Source organism: Methylobacillus caricis (assembly GCF_020532705.1).
GTDB classification, from domain to species: domain Bacteria; phylum Pseudomonadota; class Gammaproteobacteria; order Burkholderiales; family Methylophilaceae; genus Methylobacillus; species Methylobacillus caricis.
In genome coordinates this window covers 461,204-477,109 of record NZ_JAJAVD010000004.1, presented here as the reverse complement: position 1 = coordinate 477,109, position 15,906 = coordinate 461,204, and the positions used below count along the sequence as shown (strand labels likewise).

Genomic DNA, 15,906 nt, shown 5'->3' with positions numbered 1-15,906 from the left:
GTCTGTAAATGCCATCCTCCTCCGACCTTGTCTCTATCTCTGAACGCCTGATTGCGTGGCAGAAAGTGCATGGCCGCCACGACCTTCCCTGGCAGGATACCCAGGATCCGTACGCCATCTGGGTATCTGAAATCATGTTGCAGCAGACACAGGTAGCTGCCGTGATTGGCTATTACCAGAAATTCATGCAACGGTTCCCGGATATCGCCAGCCTGGCCATAGCCAGCCAGGATGATGTGATGCAGCATTGGAGCGGTCTGGGGTATTACTCACGGGCCCGCAATCTGCACAAGGCGGCACAGATTATTATGCAGCAGCATGATGGACGCTTTCCGCAGCATTTTGATGCGATACAGGCCTTGCCGGGCATAGGCCGTTCTACAGCTGCCGCTATTTCCTCTTTTGCATTTGGATTTTCTCAACCCATTCTTGACGGAAATGTGAAGCGTGTTTTTGCCCGGCATTTCCTGGTTGAAGGTTGGCCTGGACTGCCCAAGGTGGAGAAAGCAATGTGGCAGATTGCAGAAAATATGCAGCCGGAGCACGAGATGGGCGCTTATGCGCAGGGATTGATGGATTTGGGCGCGACGCTGTGCACACGCAGTCGTCCACGCTGCCTGGATTGTCCCTTGCATGAAAGCTGTGGTGCCTATTTGCAGCAACGAGTGAAAGAGTTGCCTGCCTCCAAGCCTCGCAAGGCCATTCCTGAGAAACAAGTGCAAATGGTGATCCTGCAGCATGGTGAGCGGGTGTTGCTTGAAAAGCGGCCGGGAAGCGGTATCTGGGGAGGATTGTGGAGCCTGCCAGAGCTGGCGCTGGATGATGATGCCATTGCCTGGTCGCAGCAACGTCTGCATATGCATGGCCTGGTCCTGCTGGAGCCATTGCCTCAATTGACTCATGTCTTTACCCATTTCAAGTTGCATATCCGGCCGCAGCCAGTCATGGCTCTGGAGTCCCCATTATCGCTACAGGAACCAGGCTGGGAGTGGATGGAGCTGCCGCGGGCGATAGAGGCTGCATTGCCGGTACCGGTACGCAAGATTCTCCAGCAATTGCAGAAGCGCGACTCCGCCATGCCTGTTACTGAGCAGCGGCAGCTGGTATTTTCCTGAAACTGAAGCGTTAGGCTGTTTTTGCAGTCAACCTGGCTTTGCGTTTACGTAGCCAGATGATGATGCCGGTAATGCTCAGCATGGCTACTATTGCACCCATGATTGAAATCATCACACGCCCCGGCAGGCCCAGGATGCGCCCGGAATGAAGTGGAAACTGTGCTTGCATGAAAATATCGCCTGCGCTGCCGCTGCCCGGAATGACAGTGCCAGCAGGTGATCCGTCCTGGCCATCAAAATACAGCCAGGGGTTGCCCAGGCCACCATCGCCGTGGTCATTGCCTGCCTCAAAAAATCCCACACCGTAAATGCCAAAGGCAGGTGAGTAGAACACGGCGCCAGCTGGCGCTGTCCAGCCACGGCCGCTGGCTTCCTTTCTTGCAATCTCCAGGATTGCCTCCCGCTTGATTCCTGGCTCTATGGGCTGGTCTTCTGCATTAGGGATGCGTGAGGCAAAAGGGTTGGGGGTCAGCGTGGAGAATGTTTCTACAATCGGGCGCATGACCTGGAAGTTGAGGTTCATGGAAACGGAAGTGACTGCCAGCAGAAGTAACAGCAGCCATACCCATACCCCGCCTGAGCGGTGCAGGTCGAAATTGAGCTTACGGCCGCCCTGCTTCCAGCGAAAAACAAAAGATTTGCGCCATGACTTGACGTTGGGAAAGGATATCCAGAGGGCAATCAGGTTATCAAATACCCAAATGATGGCAATGATGCCCATGAACAGGATACCCAGCTCCATGCCCCACATATCGGGAATATGCATGCTGTAGTGCAGCTTATAGAGGAAAGGCAGCAGGTTCTCCCGGCTGAGGGAAACTTCGCCCCACAGCCGTTTGCCCTGGATTTCGCCATTGACGGGATTGATGGCAACCTGGTTGTAGCCCAATTCATAGGCCTTGGCTGTTTGAGGGTCCATGCGCGCATGGACTCCGAGCCCCAGTGCATGCCCTGCTTCTATATCCAGCGGCAAATAGGTCACCAGTAGCTTGGGATCGCGCTGCTCCAGTGCATTGGCAAGCTGGAGTGCATCCTGGTACTGGCCAGTACTATTGGCCTTGAACAGGTGGGGGTTGAGCCACTCATCCAGTTCGTGGTCCCAGGATATGACTGCCCCCGTGGCACCGGCAATCAACAGGAACGCAGCCATGGCCAGGCCAAACCAGCGATGTAGCACAACTAGATATTTACGCATTACGGCTTGTTTTCATAACAGGTGGAATCTGAAGTGACTATTTTATATAATTGCTAATGAGTTTTATTAAAATAAATAATAAATCTTGATTTTATAATGCAGGGCATCTGAATCGGGGATTATGCGCAGTCTGGCATATTCCGGCTCAGTGTGTCACTTGACCGGGTTTGCTGCTGTGTGTTTTCAACACTTTGCAGGAGCATCATGAACCCTCCATCATTCTATTATCAATGCGCTATTGTTGTTTCATCCATGCTGGCCTCCTGGATTGCGCAGGCAGCGGAAGAAAAACTGCCTGAAGTCCAGGTGAATACTCAAACCGAGAAAGAAAGTCCGACCGGCTTTGTCCGGGGATATACCGCCAAACGTAGCGCAACGGCTACCAAGACTGATACTTCCATCCTCGAAACTCCGCAGTCCATTTCTGTCATCACTGCGGATCAGATCGAAGATCAGCGCGCTCAATCCATACAGGAAGTATTACGTTACAGCGCAGGTGTGGTGGCTGACCAGTATGGCCTGGATTCCCGGGGTGACAGCTATGCGGTGCGAGGCATGGATGCCACGCAATATCTCAATGGTTTGCGCGGCATCAATACCTTCTATTCCGAAACCACACGGCCTGATCCTTATGCCATGGAGCGGGTAGAGGTATTGCGTGGACCTTCTTCCATGCTTTATGGCGGGGGTGGGGTAGGCGGTATCGTCAATCTTGTCTCGAAGCGGCCACAGGAAATTGCAAAGCGTGAAATGGGAGTTTCCCTAGGCAACTATCAGCGCAAGCAGATACAGGCGGACTTCACTGGTCCAGTGGCTGATTCAGACACATTATTCTATCGGCTGGTATTGCTGGGTCGGGATAGCGACAGCCAAGTCAAGCATGCCTATGATGAACGCACGCTGATAGCGCCTTCCCTTACCTGGAAGCCCAGCGACAAAACCAGCCTGACCCTGCTGGGACAATACCAGCTCAATGATGGCAGGCCTACCCCGCAATTTCTGCCCTGGTCTGGTGTGTTGCGGACTAACCCTAATGGCAAAATTCCCGGTGACCACTATATCGGTGACCCCAGCTTTGACCGCTATACGACAGAGTCTACCCACTTGGGATGGGCGTTTGAACATGCATTCAATGACACAATCAGCTTCAGGCAGAATGCCAGATATACCAGTAGCCGCAATGACTACCGCAGCCTTTATCCCAACAGCTTCAGCAGCAATCCCTATATCGATGCCGGCCAGCGCGTGTTGAATCGCTATGTGGATGTATCAATCAGCGACTCCACTACGGTTAATATCGATAATCACCTGCAGGCTAAATTCAATACTGGCAGTGTTGAACATACGGTGCTGCTGGGGCTGGATTACTCGCGTTTCCGCCAAGCCAAAACCAGTGGGTCCGATGATGGCACAGGGAACCCGATTGATGTCTATGACCCGGTCTATAGCACCGTGGATACCTCGGGTTTGTTGTTAACCGACCAACCGGTGGCGCGTCTATTCCAGACGGGTGTGTATCTGCAGGATCAGGTGAAATTCGACCGGCACTGGATACTCACGGCCGGTATCAGGCGGGACGAAGCTAAAAACCAGACAGATGGCTCAGATGCGCAACGCGATCATGCACTGACACAGCGCTACGGCTTAAGTTACGTGGCAGACAATGGCTGGGCACCTTATGTGAGTTATGCGGAATCTTTTTTGCCGGTGGCGGGCACCACAAGGGGAGGAGATCTATTCAAACCCCAGGAAGGCAAGCAGTGGGAAGTGGGTATCAAGTACCAGCCTGTAGGCTCACGTAGTCGCTTCACGGCCGCGCTGTTTGATATTCATGACAAGAATCGCACCACGACAGACCCGCTCAGCCCTAACAACTCTGTGCAGAAAGGAGAAATCCACTCGCAGGGGCTTGAACTTGAAGCGGTCACTTCGTTGCCCAACCATTTGGATATCATTGCCAGCTACAGTTATACCGATGCGCGGTACAGCAAGACCAATGTTGATTCCGAGAAAGGCAATCAGGTGGAGACCATACCCAAGCACTTGGCCTCAGCATGGGCCGTGAAGCGGTTTTCAATAGGAGAGATTAACGGTTGGCGTGCAGGGTTGGGCGTGCGTTACCTCGGTAGCTCATCGGATTCCAATCATCAGATCAAGGCACCAGATGCCACCCTGGTGGATGCGATGCTAGGGCTGGATTATGGCTCGTGGCGCTATGCCCTGAATGCCAGTAATCTGTTTGACAAGGAATATGTATCCACTTGTATTGCGCGTGGTGATTGTTGGCTGGGTGCTCGGAGGCAGGTGATAGCGAGTGCTACCTACTATTGGTAATCGAAGTCGGTAAGTTTTAGGTATAAAAAAGCCCGCATAGCGGGCTTTTTTTTAATTACTTGCAAGGCTGAGAGTTAGATATCGCCCCAGCTCTCTTCCCACATGCAGTGCTTGATCTTGTGACGGTTGGCAATCAGTTCATCAATGGTAGGCTCATCATTCAGTGCACGCTTGATAGCAAGCTTGGTGGCTTCGTAGTTGTTCTTGTACATGTCGGCCTTGTCCAGCTTGCCTTCCTTGGCCAATGGGCCACAGCCTGGATCAATCCAGACCAGGCTCACGATGCAAAGGTCGTTCACTTGATCCTTGGGGATAATGCCTTCGATGACACAGTCCAGGATCGCGTCAGCGGTAGCGGCTTGCACAACACCACCGAACAGTTCGATGTTGATGGAGTCTTTCAGGGTGACTTTAGGCACCATCATGGTAGCAGGACGTACCAGCTGATTGATGTCGCGCACGGCAAACATCGCTGTGTGGCCTTTGCTTTGTGCCATCATGTTGGCAAATGCAGTACCGACTGGGCCATCAACGGCGCCAATCAGGATTTCTGGCATGGCCGCGGTAACGTCCTTGCCTTCGCTGAAAATGGTGGCTTCACCAGCCTTGAAAACGATTTTTGACATCTGGGTATCCTTAAGGAGTGGTAACGAACTAAACGGCGTATTTTACCCAAGCAACAGTAGCTGGGCAAATAAGCGCCGCGGTCAATCAATTACTTATGTGTAGTTTCATGGCTTTATGGGGGATGCCGGCGTCCATGTATTCATCACTGGCAATCTTGAAGCCTGATTTTTCATAAAACGGAATGGCATGCGTTTGTGCCGATAGATGAATATCCAGCCAGCCGTTCTGTCTGCAGGTTTCAATGGCTGCCTGCAATAAGGCTTTACCAATTCCCTTGTTACGCCAATCCTTGATGACAGCCATGCGGCCTATGCTGGCATCGCTCAGTATCCTGACGCAGCCAATCGGCCTGCCATCCTCTGTGAGTGCCAGAAGGTGGAGGGCCGTTTCGTCCAGTCCATCCCACTCCAGTGATGCAGGGACTTGCTGTTCCTGAATAAATACATACTCCCTGATTGCAGAAATCAGTGTGTGTTCGGTTTGCCAATCGGCTGTCTTGATATAGAAGTTCATTGTTGCCATTTTACTCTGAGGTTGATTCATCGATTTGCTGCTGGCGTTGCCGTGCAGCTTGTTCCAGGGTAGCGCCGGCATCCTTGGCTTGATTGAGCATCTCCCGTTGGCTTTCGGCAATTTTGTTGCTGGAAGTATCGCTGGGGGTACAGCTATTCAGCATAAGGAGTAATGGTATGGCCAGGATGGTTTTCATCAAAAGGGTTCCTTTTGTCGGCTTGCAGCAGCGGACGCTTACGGGCATCATCTCTTCTTCGCCACAGGCGATCCTATAATTAAATCTAAAGCACATTGCAAATGTGCGTACGGAAGAGAAGGTAAGATAATGACTAAGTTTTTAGGTTTTCTTGGGCGCATTTTGCTGGCGCAAATTTTTCTGGTCTCCATACTGTTTCAGTTGGCAATCATCCTGCAAAATCCGTCTGGATATGAAAGTTACCAAGCGTACCTTGGCCATTTCGGCCTGCCGGGCCTGTTTGCACCCCTCATGATCCTGGTGCAGTTGGTATTCGGCCTGGCCTTGCTCCTGGGCTTCAAGACAAGGCTGTCTGCCTATGTTCTGGCCGTGTATGCCATATTTGTCGCTGTTTTCCTCAAGCTGCCTGATCCAACCCCAGGGAGTGGCTTGATCGGGTTTATGCAGTATCTGGCAATTGCAGGCGGATATATCACTCTGGCCTTGCATGCGCCTACTGCCTTTAGCCTGGACAATCTGCGCAAGAAATCCTGAGCATTATATTTGGCGTGTGAAAAAGGGCGGTTGATCCGCCCTTTTATTTTCCTTGAATATTCAAGCTTCTGCCAGGTTTCGCGGTATCTTGAATACCACGTTTTCTACTACTCCGTTTAGCTCCTGCACATCGGCAGCCCCCAGGTCCTTCAGTTTCGCGATCACTTCTTGCACAAGTACTTCAGGTGCAGAAGCGCCTGCGGACACACCTATGCGTTTTTTGCCCACAATCCAGGCCGGATCCAGCAATGAAGCGTTATCCACCATATAGGACTCTATACCCTGGTTTTGCGCCACTTCACGCAAGCGGTTGGAGTTAGAGCTATTGGGGGAGCCTACCACCACGACAAGATCGCAATCCTTGGCCATGACCTTCACTGCATCTTGGCGGTTTTGTGTCGCATAGCAAATAGAGTCGCTACGCGGCGGAGTGATATTCGGAAATTTTGCCTGAAGGGCGCTGACAATGGAGGCCGCGTCATCAATGGATAAAGTAGTCTGGGTGACATACGCCAGTTGTGCAGGGTCCTTGACTACCAGGGCGGCAACATCCTCGGGCGACTCTACCAGATACATGCCGCCTTCTGACTGGCCCATGGTCCCTTCGACCTCTGGATGGCCCTTGTGGCCAATCATGACAATTTCCTTGCCTGTGGCACGCATCTTGGCTACTTCTATATGAACTTTAGTCACGAGCGGACATGTTGCATCGAAAACCTGCAAGCCACGAGATTCTGCTTCTGCGCGTACATCCTTGGAAACGCCATGAGCGCTGAAAATGACCGTATTGCCGGCAGGCACTTCGTCCAGCTCTTCGACAAAGATAGCGCCCTTCTTTTTCAGGTCATCAACGACAAATTTGTTGTGCACCACTTCATGGCGTACATAAATTGGCGCGCCAAATTTTTCCAGCGCCTGTTCGACGATAATGATTGCGCGATCAACACCGGCGCAGAAACCGCGGGGATTTGCTAATACTATTTCCATTGTTTTCTCTGAGTTGCTCTTGCAGGTTGCTGCGGGTATGGCATTTACTGGCCCAGCCAGTGCGCAAACGTCAGCAGCAACAATAATCCTATCATCAATACCAGTACACGCCAGACCAGGCCCACCGCACTGCGCAAATAGTCTGCGTCCGCTTCATCGCCAAGGCCAATTTCCGGCCTGAATACCAAGACGCCTTTGAGAGGCAAAGGTTCACCTATCCTCACACCGAGCGCGCCAGCGCCACTGGCGAGTATCATACCCAAAGCCTTGTCTGGCCAGCTTTCTGCCTGGGCACGCCAGCAATACACTGCGTCTTCAAAGTCGCCGACAATGGCAAAACTGCCTGCAGTGACAAAGGACGGGGGCCAGTTGAGCCAGGAAAATATCTTGCGCGCCAGTTGGTTGAACGGCGTGGCTTCGTTGGGTTGCCACTCCATGGTCACGATATGGGACAGTCTATAGAGTAACGCACCTGCCGGCCCCAGGATGACAAACCAGAAAATGGGTGCAAATAACCCATAATGGGCACGGGTCAGCGTGGTTTCTATGCCTAGCTTGGCAATCTGGGCTGTGTTGAGGTTGTCTGTTTCCACTTTTTCCCAATTGGCGAGCAGGATACGCGCCTCATCTATATTACGGTTGCGCAGTGCGGCAATGATTTGTTCTGCACGGGGGCCGAATTGGCTCAATCGCAAGGTAAAGTAAAGTATGGCCACGCCAAAGATAATGCCGAGGATGGCGTTGATTTCCAGCAAAATGTAGTAAACGATGCCGATCAGCAAGCTCGGAGCAAAAACCGTCAGTATCCAGGCTGTTAGTCCTTGCAAGCGGTTGCCGCCATTGAAATTACGTTCCAGCAGGTTGGCAAATGGGGAAAATATCTCTTGTAGCCAGTCCAGTTTCTGGTGCGGTTTATAGTAAGTGAGCGCTAATGCTCCAATGAGCGCGATAAAATTCAAGGTGTTGCTCCTGCAGTCTTTTCAGATTGTGGGGAGGGTTCCAGCGGCATTTCCACTGATAATACACTGTCATCCACGATTTCCACCGTAGGAAGATTGAGCGTGGTTTGCTTGGATTTTACGAATTCCAGCAGCTTGGAATAGGTTTTGCCGTAAGCCAGCAGGGGATGCGCCTTGATTTGTGCTACAAATACCTTGCGGGTGGGGACGGTGTCCACCTTGAGTGGCGCGGCTGGCGCGGCATCTGTATCAATGATGAAGCCAGCCCTGGCATGCAACTCTTTATAAGAGGTAGTCCGAGGATCGCTGAATATCAGCGTGATCTCAGGGCCCGGCTTGATATGCTGTTGTTGCAGTTCATACAAGACTTCTTCCTGTTTGGCCGAAAGTTTGGAGTAAGGGCCTTCCGCATCCAGATAGGCATAGCGATAATTGCCGCGCTCGCTGATTTCAACGGTAGCTGAAGAGAACAACCCCCACCACCACAATACCAGCAGAACGGGGACCAGGAACACCAGCAGGAAATAGGGTAATTGTTTTTTCACGTTGTTGTATTGCCGGGGGCATGCGGCTGTATTGATTGTCTGTGGAAAAGATACCACATACCAGTGGCCGGGTCACAGTACTTTTGCAGCTCGTCATGCGGGCTGCATGGGGCTTAAATGTCAGTATAATAGCGCTTTTGCGCCAACCTGCTTGCTGAGCTCATCATGAAAAACACTGCCACACTGCTTGTGACTTGCCCTGACCGTAAGGGGATTGTTGCTTCCATTGCCGATTTTCTCTATCGGCATGATGCCAATATCCTGCATGCCGACCAGCATCAGGATGCCGAGAATAATCTGTTCCTGATGCGGGTAGAGTGGGATCTGGATGGTTCTGCCATTAATCTGGATAACTTTTCCGAACATTTCACGCCGATTGCCGAGCAGTTCGAGATGGACTGGCAGCTCAAGGCCTCACGCAGACGTGCACGCATGGCCATCATGGTATCGCAGTACGATCACTGCCTGGTTGATTTGCTGCACAGGCACAAAAGCGGTGAGCTGGATTGCGACATTCCATTGATCATCAGCAACCATGGTGATACGGAAAGCCTGGCAGCATTCCACAACATCCCGTTTTTCCATATTGAAGTCACCAAGGATAATAAAGCCGAAGCGGAGGCGCGCCAGTTTGCCTTGTTTGACGAGTATCAGGTAGACCTGATTGTGCTTGCGCGCTACATGCAGATTCTTTCACCGGAATTCGTCAGGCGTTATCCTCATCGAGTCATCAATATCCATCATTCCTTTTTGCCTGCATTTATTGGTGCACGCCCCTACCATCGCGCATTCGAACGGGGCGTCAAGCTGATTGGAGCAACCAGCCACTACGTGACTGAAGTACTGGATGAAGGCCCCATTATCGAACAGGATATTGCACGTATTTCGCATCGGGACCAAGTAGAAGACCTAATCCAGAAGGGGCGTGATCTTGAGCGCGTCGTCCTCTCGCGTGCGGTGCGCTGGCATATTGAAAACCGCATCCTGTTGTATGCAAATAAAACGGTGATTTTTGACTAAGGTAGTGTGTTGAAAGATTGACAGATATGCCGATTCTTCGGCATATCTTCATATGATTGGAAGTGCCCGCCTTTCCTTTTTTTCGTTGCTGCAAGCCTGACCTGCCTATAGTCCAATCGGACTAACACCCTTACAAAAGCAGTTGTAAACACTGACATTTAAGAAACATGCCTTTAGACTAGGCCGCGTTCCTGCTATGTGGCCTGGATAGATGTTGGCATGTTAATTGCCACCATCACTGCGAGTGTGAGCAGGAACTTTGTTGCGATAACGAACAGTTGCAGGGAATTTGATTTGACAATAGTTGACAATGACGGTGCTTGAATTCGGCTAAGTTGCGACTGATGGTTAGTCGTGAATATCAGTGTCATTACAATATTACTAAAATATAAAAAAATTAATTAAGGGTTTCATGTGTTGAGCAAACGTAAACACTTCGTGCTTAAGTGCACGTGGCCTATGTTAGTGGTTTCAACGGCTTGGGCTGCTGATCTGCAAGGGGATTCCAAAACCACTGTTACGCCTTTACAGGCTGCTTCCAGTGCTGCGCATGCAGCCGTTGAGGCTGCAAATGCTGCAGCTGTGGCGGCGACTGCGGCTGCCACAGCTGCCACTGCCGCGGCAAATGCCGCTAGCGAGGCAGTCAAGGCAACTGAACAAGGGATGAAGCAGCCGCAACTGGTAGTGGCGCCTGCTACACCAGAGCAGCTTGCCACGCCACCAGTGGTTGCTGTTCCCAATTCTGTTCAAAGCCAGCCTCAGCAGGCTGCCAAGCTTAATATTTCCCCGATAGGCCTGCAGTCACTGAATCTTGACTTGCCTACGCAAGCGCAGTCGGTCGCTGAAGTAAGGGAGTTGAGCCTGTCGCGCCTGTTTGGTGTGGGTGCTATACCAGTGGCGGTTGCCAATGAAATTCATAATGAATATCTGAGCAGCGATTATTCCGACCGTCGTTCATCTGATGTGCCAGCTAATGTGATCGATAGCATGGATTTGCGTGGCGCAACTGATGCAGCGGTGGATTTCAGTCGTGATGTACACGTGGCTGATGAGCGTGTTAACCAGGCTGAGGCACAATCCAAACAAGCGCGTGCCTTGCTGTTGCCTAATCTGTCCGTACGTTATGGCAAGGGACGGGAAATTTCCTCGCCTTCTTCCGCGATTGATGCCCGTACCGGCTCACGCATGGAAGAGTCTACCCATACCCGTACTGACCGTGCGATCACCTTGCGCCAGCCATTGCTGGATTTGCCATCAATTTACGACTGGAAACGTCGCCAGGCTGTGATCAGCTCTCGCGAGGAAAGCCGTCGCGGCAGCCAGGGCGATGCCTGGTTGTCCACCGTCAACGCTTATCTGGGTCTGACAACCAGCCGCTTGATTGCAGATTTGTCGCTGGGCTATGAAAACCAGTTGAACGAGCTGTTCAGCTATGTGGATAAGCGTGCCAATGCTGGCGCCTCCAGCAGCGCCGATAGAGAGCGTGTGCGGGCGCGCAGTTTGTCAGCCCGTTCTGCACGCACTCAGCAGGAGGCTGCTCATTCTGCTGCCAGTGTTGAATTCCTCCGCCTGACCAATATGGCACCGCAGCAAATCCAATTGCCCGACCGCAAGGATATGGGGGTTATTCCAGAAACAGCGTCTGATGCAGTCAAGATCGCCATGAATAACAGCCCGGATATTGCTTCCCTGCGTGAAGAGCTCAAGGCGGCACAGATCGACCAGAATGTGGCGCGTACACGTTATGCGCCTCGCCTGGACCTCGAACTGTCGCGCTTGACTACAGATAACGCTGGCGGCCGGGTTGGAGAGCAGGATGACAAGCGGTTTATGGTGGTCCTGAACTGGAATCTGCTGAATGGCGGCGGTGATTACTACATGACCAAGGAAAAACTGTCCCGCATTGAGGAAGTCCGCTACCGCGTGGATGACCTGCAGCGCCGCATTACCCAGGCCATGATTTCTCAATATGCCATTCTTGAATCATCCCGGGAGCAATTGGTGGCAGGTTATCGTGAGCTCAACGCGATCACCTCGGCTGCCAGGTCCATGTCGGAAAAAATGTTTGCCGGCAACCAGTCATTGCTTGATCTGCTCGATGTCTATGACCGCCAATATCAGGCACGCACCAGGTTGGTAACCTTGCATGCCCAGGAAATTGATGCCCTATCTCAGATCAGCCGCCTGCTTGGCCAGACACAACCTGCTACCACGCTTGCACTTGGCTCTCCAGGTTTCAGTGCAGCTCCAGCCAGAAACGCAGATGCTGACGAGTCTGACACCGTAGTGACGCCGTTGCTGCCAATTGAAGATGGTGCTGCTGCGCCATTGGTCAAGGAATAAGCGAGGAATATGCATGCAAGTGGATAACGAACAGGAAGACGGTGGAATTTTCTGGCCAGGCTACGTTGATGCCGTTAGTAACCTGGTGCTGAATCTGTTGTTTGTGGTCGTCATCATGACCATCGCCGTATTTATTTTTGCGATGGAGCTGGGGCGTCGCCATGTCACAGCAGAAACGCCGGTCGCACCGCCCAGTGAGCAGCAATTGAGAGTCTCCCAATTGACTCCGTCGGATATGGAGGCTATCGAGCCGACTTCCAATCAATCCGATGACGATGCCGCCAGGTTGCGCCTGCAGGTGGATGCCTTGCAGCAGCAACTTGCCGCGTTGAAAGGCAAGGATCAGGAAGCCAGGCGACTCAAGGAAGAACTGGCGGCATTGCAACATGAGAAATCCATAGGCAAGGGTGGTCCGCGGCGAGTGGTCACTGCCAGCATCAGGGCTGAAGAGCCAAGCATGACGGTACAGGGTGCCAGTGGTGGCTTGGTGGTGGACTTCGTTGATGATGCCATTACCATTTCTACCGATGAAGCGGCAGAGTTGCGAGGCCCGTTGGAGGCGATTGTTGCCAGCGGTGCCGCTACGCTGGAAGTGACTGTGCCTCCAGGGTTTACCGAAGCGCGCCGCCTGGCTTTTTATCGTGCCATGGCTGTGCGTAATCTCCTGATGGAGATGAAGCTGCCTGCTGATCGCATCAGCGTATCCATAAAGGATGGCAACGCAAGGTCTGACAGCTCGCTGGTGTCGGTGATCCCGGCAGCCAACAAGCCTGAGTGATGAACTGGCTGAACCGTCAATGGGCCGCAATGACTCCGCAGCGGGCGTTCGTGCTGATTACAGTGATTGCGGTTGCCAGCTTGCTGCTATGGGCATCACTTGCCAAGGTGGACCTGATTGTGAGAACTGTTGGCCGGGTTGTCCCGGCCGGCAAGGCCCAGATTGTGCAGCATCTTGAAGGCGGCATAGTGCGCACCATCCTGGTTCAGGAGGGCGAAGTGGTCAAGGCAGGCCAGCCGCTGATCGAGTTGTCTGACATCAAGGTGCGTTCAGACCTTGGGCAGGAACGTACCAAACGTGATTCATTGCGTGGTCGGGAAGCCCGGTTGCTGTCAGAAGCCAGGGGCAAGACCAGTATCGACTTTCCGGCAGACTTGAATGATCCGGAAGTCAGGCAGGTGGAATCAGCTGCTTTGCAGGCCAGGGTATCCAGCATCAATGAGGAATCACGGGTGCTGCGTGACCAGAGCGCGCAAAGACGTGGCGAAATTGCCGAGATTGAAACCAGGCGTAGAAATCTGTTGAGCGAAATTGACCTGGCACGCCAGCAACACAGGCTGATTGATGGCCTGCAAAAGAATGGCGCGGCTTCCAAGATGGAGCTGCTGGATGCAGAAAGCCGGCTGCAGCGCATGGAATCGCAATTGAAGGAAGCGGAAGCCGCATTGCCCAGGTTGAGGGCTGCGCAATCCGAGATTGAATCCAAGATAGGTGAGTTATGGGCGCGTTTTCGCGCAGATGCGACGGCCCAATTGACGGATGTCAGGGCGGAGCTGCAACGCTCATCGCTCGAGTTTGAGACCAGTGCAGACCGCTTGGACCGTAACGTGGTGCGAGCTCCCATGGCAGGTTTTGTTAACCGCATGATGCTGTCTACCGTAGGTGGCGTGATTCGCCCCGGTGAACCGCTGCTGGAGATTACGCCGGAAGACGAGCATATCGTGGTGGAGACGAAATCCAGGCCAGATGACAGGGCTAACCTGCGTAACGGTTTGCCTGCCCGTGTACGCATAGGTGCTTTTGACTATGCCACTTATGGCGCCCTGCCAGGCAAAGTGACGGAAGTAAGTGCAGACACACTGTTTGATGAACACGAAGGCTATTACTACCGGGTGAGGGTAGATGTAGGGAGTATCGGCGAGATCAAGATGGCCAAGTCGGCGGGGCCAATCTCTCCTGGTATGTCAGTAACGGCGGATATCGTGGTGGGTAAGCGTACTGTGCTTTCCTATCTGTTGTCGCCGATGATGCGGTTCGGGGATCGTGTATTTCGCGATCCAAGATAATTAAAGATCAATTTTAAGATCAATTGTTAAAGGTAAGATCTTCATGCTTAAGCGACTAAGAATCTATTATTTTTACGCGGCATTGCCATTTGTTCTGCTGTTGCTGGGCGCAGCGTTCTATCACAACGCCATCCTGAAAACTCTGGTCGAGAACCCGCATCCGCAGATCAATTATGTGATCTTTTTCATCACTCTGCTTGGTGGCATTCTGATTCTGATGACAGTACACCGACTGCTTAAGGAAGCGGCCAGGCTGGATGATTTTACCTCGGCGATACAATCAGGCGAAGGCCCTGCTCAATTGCAGGACAGGGCACAGGCATATGATGGTGATATTGCCTATGTGCTGCGCATGATGGCAACTTCCAGTGGTCGCGGCATTGCCCACCAGGAACAAGTGGCGATTGATGCCGAACTGAACAGCGCAGGCCGTCGCCTGACCAACCGCAATGCCTTGCCGCAGTTCCTTACCAGCCTGCTGGTGGGTCTTGGCCTGCTGGGTACTTTTATCGGTTTGTTAGCCACGTTGGATGATATTGCATCCCTGATTTCCAGTTTTGCGACAGTGAACCTGGCAGTGGATAGCCCGGTGGAAGTATTCCGCGATATGGTGGCACGTATGCGAGCGCCTATGCGCTCCATGGGGATTGCGTTTTCGGCATCCCTGTTCGGTTTGCTGGGTTCCATCATCCTTGGTTTCATGATGGTGGCGGTGCGCCGTTGCAGCCAGGAAGTGCTTTCCTTGCTTGGATCTGAAGTTGCGCAGCATATTGAACAGGCACTGGCCCGTGTTGCTACCAGCCAGCAGGCACAGGGCAATGATGTAGTCGTCAGGGGCACAGAACCTGTGGTGGTTGACAGCGTTGGCGGCCTGATTGGCACGGGCGGTGGACATATTGCTGGTATGGACCCGGCAGAACTCAAGTTTCGCCGTGAAATTGCCACTGAAGAAATTCGCGTATTGCGTCGCATTGAAGAGCGCTTGAGTGAGTCTTCACGCTTACAGGACAGGGCATTACAGGCCGAATTGGATAACTTCAGCAAGCAACGTAGTGAAATGATGCGTGCCATGGCTGACCATAATGAGTCTGTCTCCCAATTCCGTGGCGAGTTGCAGCGTGTGGGTCGTCAGCTTGGCACGATTCTTAGCCTGATGGAGCGTGGCAATGCCGACATGCTGACCCAGTTGAACGATCATTTCTCCGAGCTGATCCAGACCACTGCCCGCCAGGGCACCGATCTTGCGCGCATGAGCGACATGATGACGCGTATGACCGATGACTCCATGGAGTTACGTACCAATATTACCGAAATGATGGATAGGTTCTCTCCCGCTGAGCAACGTGCCTTGATGGAAGGCCTGCTTGAGGAAGTGAACAAACAATCGGGTGGCCTCAATCGGCGTTAAGCGATATAGCCACAATGATGTAAATGCCGCCAGCCAAGGTTGGCGGAAAACGATAGCAAGGAGTAC

General features: G+C 52.6%; 15 protein-coding genes. 8 read left to right on the top strand and 7 right to left on the bottom strand.

Annotation, left to right across the window (positions count from 1 at the left end):
• The first annotated feature begins 8 nt into the window (after nucleotides 1-8).
• A complete protein-coding gene (gene mutY / locus LG200_RS12620; protein ID WP_226757981.1) occupies nucleotides 9-1,115 on the top strand; it encodes an A/G-specific adenine glycosylase in 1,107 nt (368 codons plus the stop codon).
• Nucleotides 1,116-1,125: 10 nt separating this feature from the next.
• On the opposite strand, the gene LG200_RS12615 is transcribed toward mutY, so the two are convergent.
• Nucleotides 1,126-2,310: a PepSY-associated TM helix domain-containing protein gene (locus LG200_RS12615; RefSeq protein ID WP_226757980.1), complete on the bottom strand. Its 1,185-nt coding sequence runs from the start codon at nucleotides 2,308-2,310 to the stop codon at nucleotides 1,126-1,128.
• 204 nt (nucleotides 2,311-2,514) lie between these two features.
• Here LG200_RS12615 and LG200_RS12610 point away from each other — a divergent pair, with 204 nt between their 5' ends.
• The gene (locus LG200_RS12610) at nucleotides 2,515-4,644 is read left to right on the top strand and encodes a TonB-dependent siderophore receptor (RefSeq protein WP_226757979.1); all 2,130 of its coding nucleotides are present in this window, start codon (nucleotides 2,515-2,517) and stop codon (nucleotides 4,642-4,644) included.
• Between the two features lie 74 nt (nucleotides 4,645-4,718).
• On the opposite strand, the gene fae is transcribed toward LG200_RS12610, so the two are convergent.
• The 3 genes from fae to LG200_RS12595 all read right to left on the bottom strand — a co-directional run bounded on the left by fae (nucleotide 4,719) and on the right by LG200_RS12595 (nucleotide 5,980).
• Entirely contained in the window at nucleotides 4,719-5,270 is a 552-nt protein-coding gene (gene fae / locus LG200_RS12605) for a formaldehyde-activating enzyme (protein ID WP_226757978.1), read from the bottom strand.
• Nucleotides 5,271-5,355: 85 nt separating this feature from the next.
• Nucleotides 5,356-5,793, bottom strand: coding sequence for a GNAT family N-acetyltransferase (locus LG200_RS12600; RefSeq protein WP_319004568.1), 438 nt, complete (start codon nucleotides 5,791-5,793; stop codon nucleotides 5,356-5,358).
• Nucleotide 5,794: 1 nt separating this feature from the next.
• Nucleotides 5,795-5,980, bottom strand: a complete 186-nt coding sequence (locus tag LG200_RS12595; RefSeq protein WP_226757977.1) for a hypothetical protein — start codon at nucleotides 5,978-5,980, stop codon at nucleotides 5,795-5,797.
• A 129-nt stretch (nucleotides 5,981-6,109) separates the two neighbouring features.
• Between LG200_RS12595 and LG200_RS12590 the strand changes: the two genes are divergently transcribed.
• Complete coding sequence (locus LG200_RS12590) at nucleotides 6,110-6,514, top strand: DoxX family protein (protein WP_226757976.1); 405 nt, start codon at nucleotides 6,110-6,112, stop codon at nucleotides 6,512-6,514.
• 60 nt (nucleotides 6,515-6,574) lie between these two features.
• On the opposite strand, the gene ispH is transcribed toward LG200_RS12590, so the two are convergent.
• The 3 genes from ispH to LG200_RS12575 are packed head-to-tail and all read right to left on the bottom strand — an operon-like array spanning nucleotide 6,575 to nucleotide 9,005.
• Nucleotides 6,575-7,501 (bottom strand): 4-hydroxy-3-methylbut-2-enyl diphosphate reductase, encoded by a 927-nt coding sequence (gene ispH, locus LG200_RS12585; protein WP_226757975.1) that lies wholly within the window; start codon nucleotides 7,499-7,501, stop codon nucleotides 6,575-6,577.
• 44 nt (nucleotides 7,502-7,545) lie between these two features.
• Nucleotides 7,546-8,460, bottom strand: a complete 915-nt coding sequence (locus LG200_RS12580; protein ID WP_226757974.1) for a CobD/CbiB family protein — start codon at nucleotides 8,458-8,460, stop codon at nucleotides 7,546-7,548.
• Complete coding sequence (locus LG200_RS12575) at nucleotides 8,457-9,005, bottom strand: GyrI-like domain-containing protein (protein ID WP_226757973.1); 549 nt, start codon at nucleotides 9,003-9,005, stop codon at nucleotides 8,457-8,459. Before LG200_RS12575 ends, LG200_RS12580 begins: the two co-directional genes overlap by 4 nt.
• A gap of 165 nt (nucleotides 9,006-9,170) precedes the next feature.
• On the opposite strand from LG200_RS12575, the gene purU reads away from it, so the two are divergent.
• The 5 genes from purU (at nucleotide 9,171) to LG200_RS12550 (ending at nucleotide 15,840) form a co-directional block, all read left to right on the top strand.
• The gene (gene purU, locus LG200_RS12570) at nucleotides 9,171-10,025 is read left to right on the top strand and encodes a formyltetrahydrofolate deformylase (protein ID WP_226757972.1); all 855 of its coding nucleotides are present in this window, start codon (nucleotides 9,171-9,173) and stop codon (nucleotides 10,023-10,025) included.
• 459 nt (nucleotides 10,026-10,484) lie between these two features.
• Nucleotides 10,485-12,368, top strand: coding sequence for a TolC family protein (locus LG200_RS12565; RefSeq protein ID WP_226757971.1), 1,884 nt, complete (start codon nucleotides 10,485-10,487; stop codon nucleotides 12,366-12,368).
• A 13-nt stretch (nucleotides 12,369-12,381) separates the two neighbouring features.
• Nucleotides 12,382-13,146, top strand: coding sequence for a hypothetical protein (locus LG200_RS12560; protein ID WP_226757970.1), 765 nt, complete (start codon nucleotides 12,382-12,384; stop codon nucleotides 13,144-13,146).
• A complete protein-coding gene (locus LG200_RS12555; protein WP_226757969.1) occupies nucleotides 13,146-14,432 on the top strand; it encodes an HlyD family type I secretion periplasmic adaptor subunit in 1,287 nt (428 codons plus the stop codon). Before LG200_RS12560 ends, LG200_RS12555 begins: the two co-directional genes overlap by 1 nt.
• 43 nt (nucleotides 14,433-14,475) lie before the next feature.
• On the top strand, nucleotides 14,476-15,840 hold the full coding sequence (locus LG200_RS12550) for a hypothetical protein (protein WP_226757968.1): 1,365 nt from the start codon (nucleotides 14,476-14,478) through the stop codon (nucleotides 15,838-15,840).
• The last annotated feature ends 66 nt before the right edge of the window (nucleotides 15,841-15,906 follow it).

Excerpts from the sequence above, each read along its gene's own strand:
- LG200_RS12610 (WP_226757979.1), top strand. The coding sequence starts at position 2,515 with ATGAACCCTCCATCATTCTATTATCAATGCGCTATTGTTGTTTCATCC.
- ispH (WP_226757975.1), bottom strand. The coding sequence starts at position 7,501 with ATGGAAATAGTATTAGCAAATCCCCGCGGTTTCTGCGCCGGTGTTGAT.
- LG200_RS12615 (WP_226757980.1), bottom strand. The coding sequence starts at position 2,310 with ATGCGTAAATATCTAGTTGTGCTACATCGCTGGTTTGGCCTGGCCATG.
- LG200_RS12600 (WP_319004568.1), bottom strand. The coding sequence starts at position 5,793 with ATGGCAACAATGAACTTCTATATCAAGACAGCCGATTGGCAAACCGAA.
- purU (WP_226757972.1), top strand. The coding sequence starts at position 9,171 with ATGAAAAACACTGCCACACTGCTTGTGACTTGCCCTGACCGTAAGGGG.
- LG200_RS12590 (WP_226757976.1), top strand. The coding sequence starts at position 6,110 with ATGACTAAGTTTTTAGGTTTTCTTGGGCGCATTTTGCTGGCGCAAATT.
- fae (WP_226757978.1), bottom strand. The coding sequence starts at position 5,270 with ATGTCAAAAATCGTTTTCAAGGCTGGTGAAGCCACCATTTTCAGCGAA.
- LG200_RS12555 (WP_226757969.1), top strand. The coding sequence starts at position 13,146 with ATGAACTGGCTGAACCGTCAATGGGCCGCAATGACTCCGCAGCGGGCG.
- LG200_RS12550 (WP_226757968.1), top strand. The coding sequence starts at position 14,476 with ATGCTTAAGCGACTAAGAATCTATTATTTTTACGCGGCATTGCCATTT.
- LG200_RS12560 (WP_226757970.1), top strand. The coding sequence starts at position 12,382 with ATGCAAGTGGATAACGAACAGGAAGACGGTGGAATTTTCTGGCCAGGC.
- LG200_RS12565 (WP_226757971.1), top strand. The coding sequence starts at position 10,485 with ATGTTAGTGGTTTCAACGGCTTGGGCTGCTGATCTGCAAGGGGATTCC.
- LG200_RS12595 (WP_226757977.1), bottom strand. The coding sequence starts at position 5,980 with ATGAAAACCATCCTGGCCATACCATTACTCCTTATGCTGAATAGCTGT.
- mutY (WP_226757981.1), top strand. The coding sequence starts at position 9 with ATGCCATCCTCCTCCGACCTTGTCTCTATCTCTGAACGCCTGATTGCG.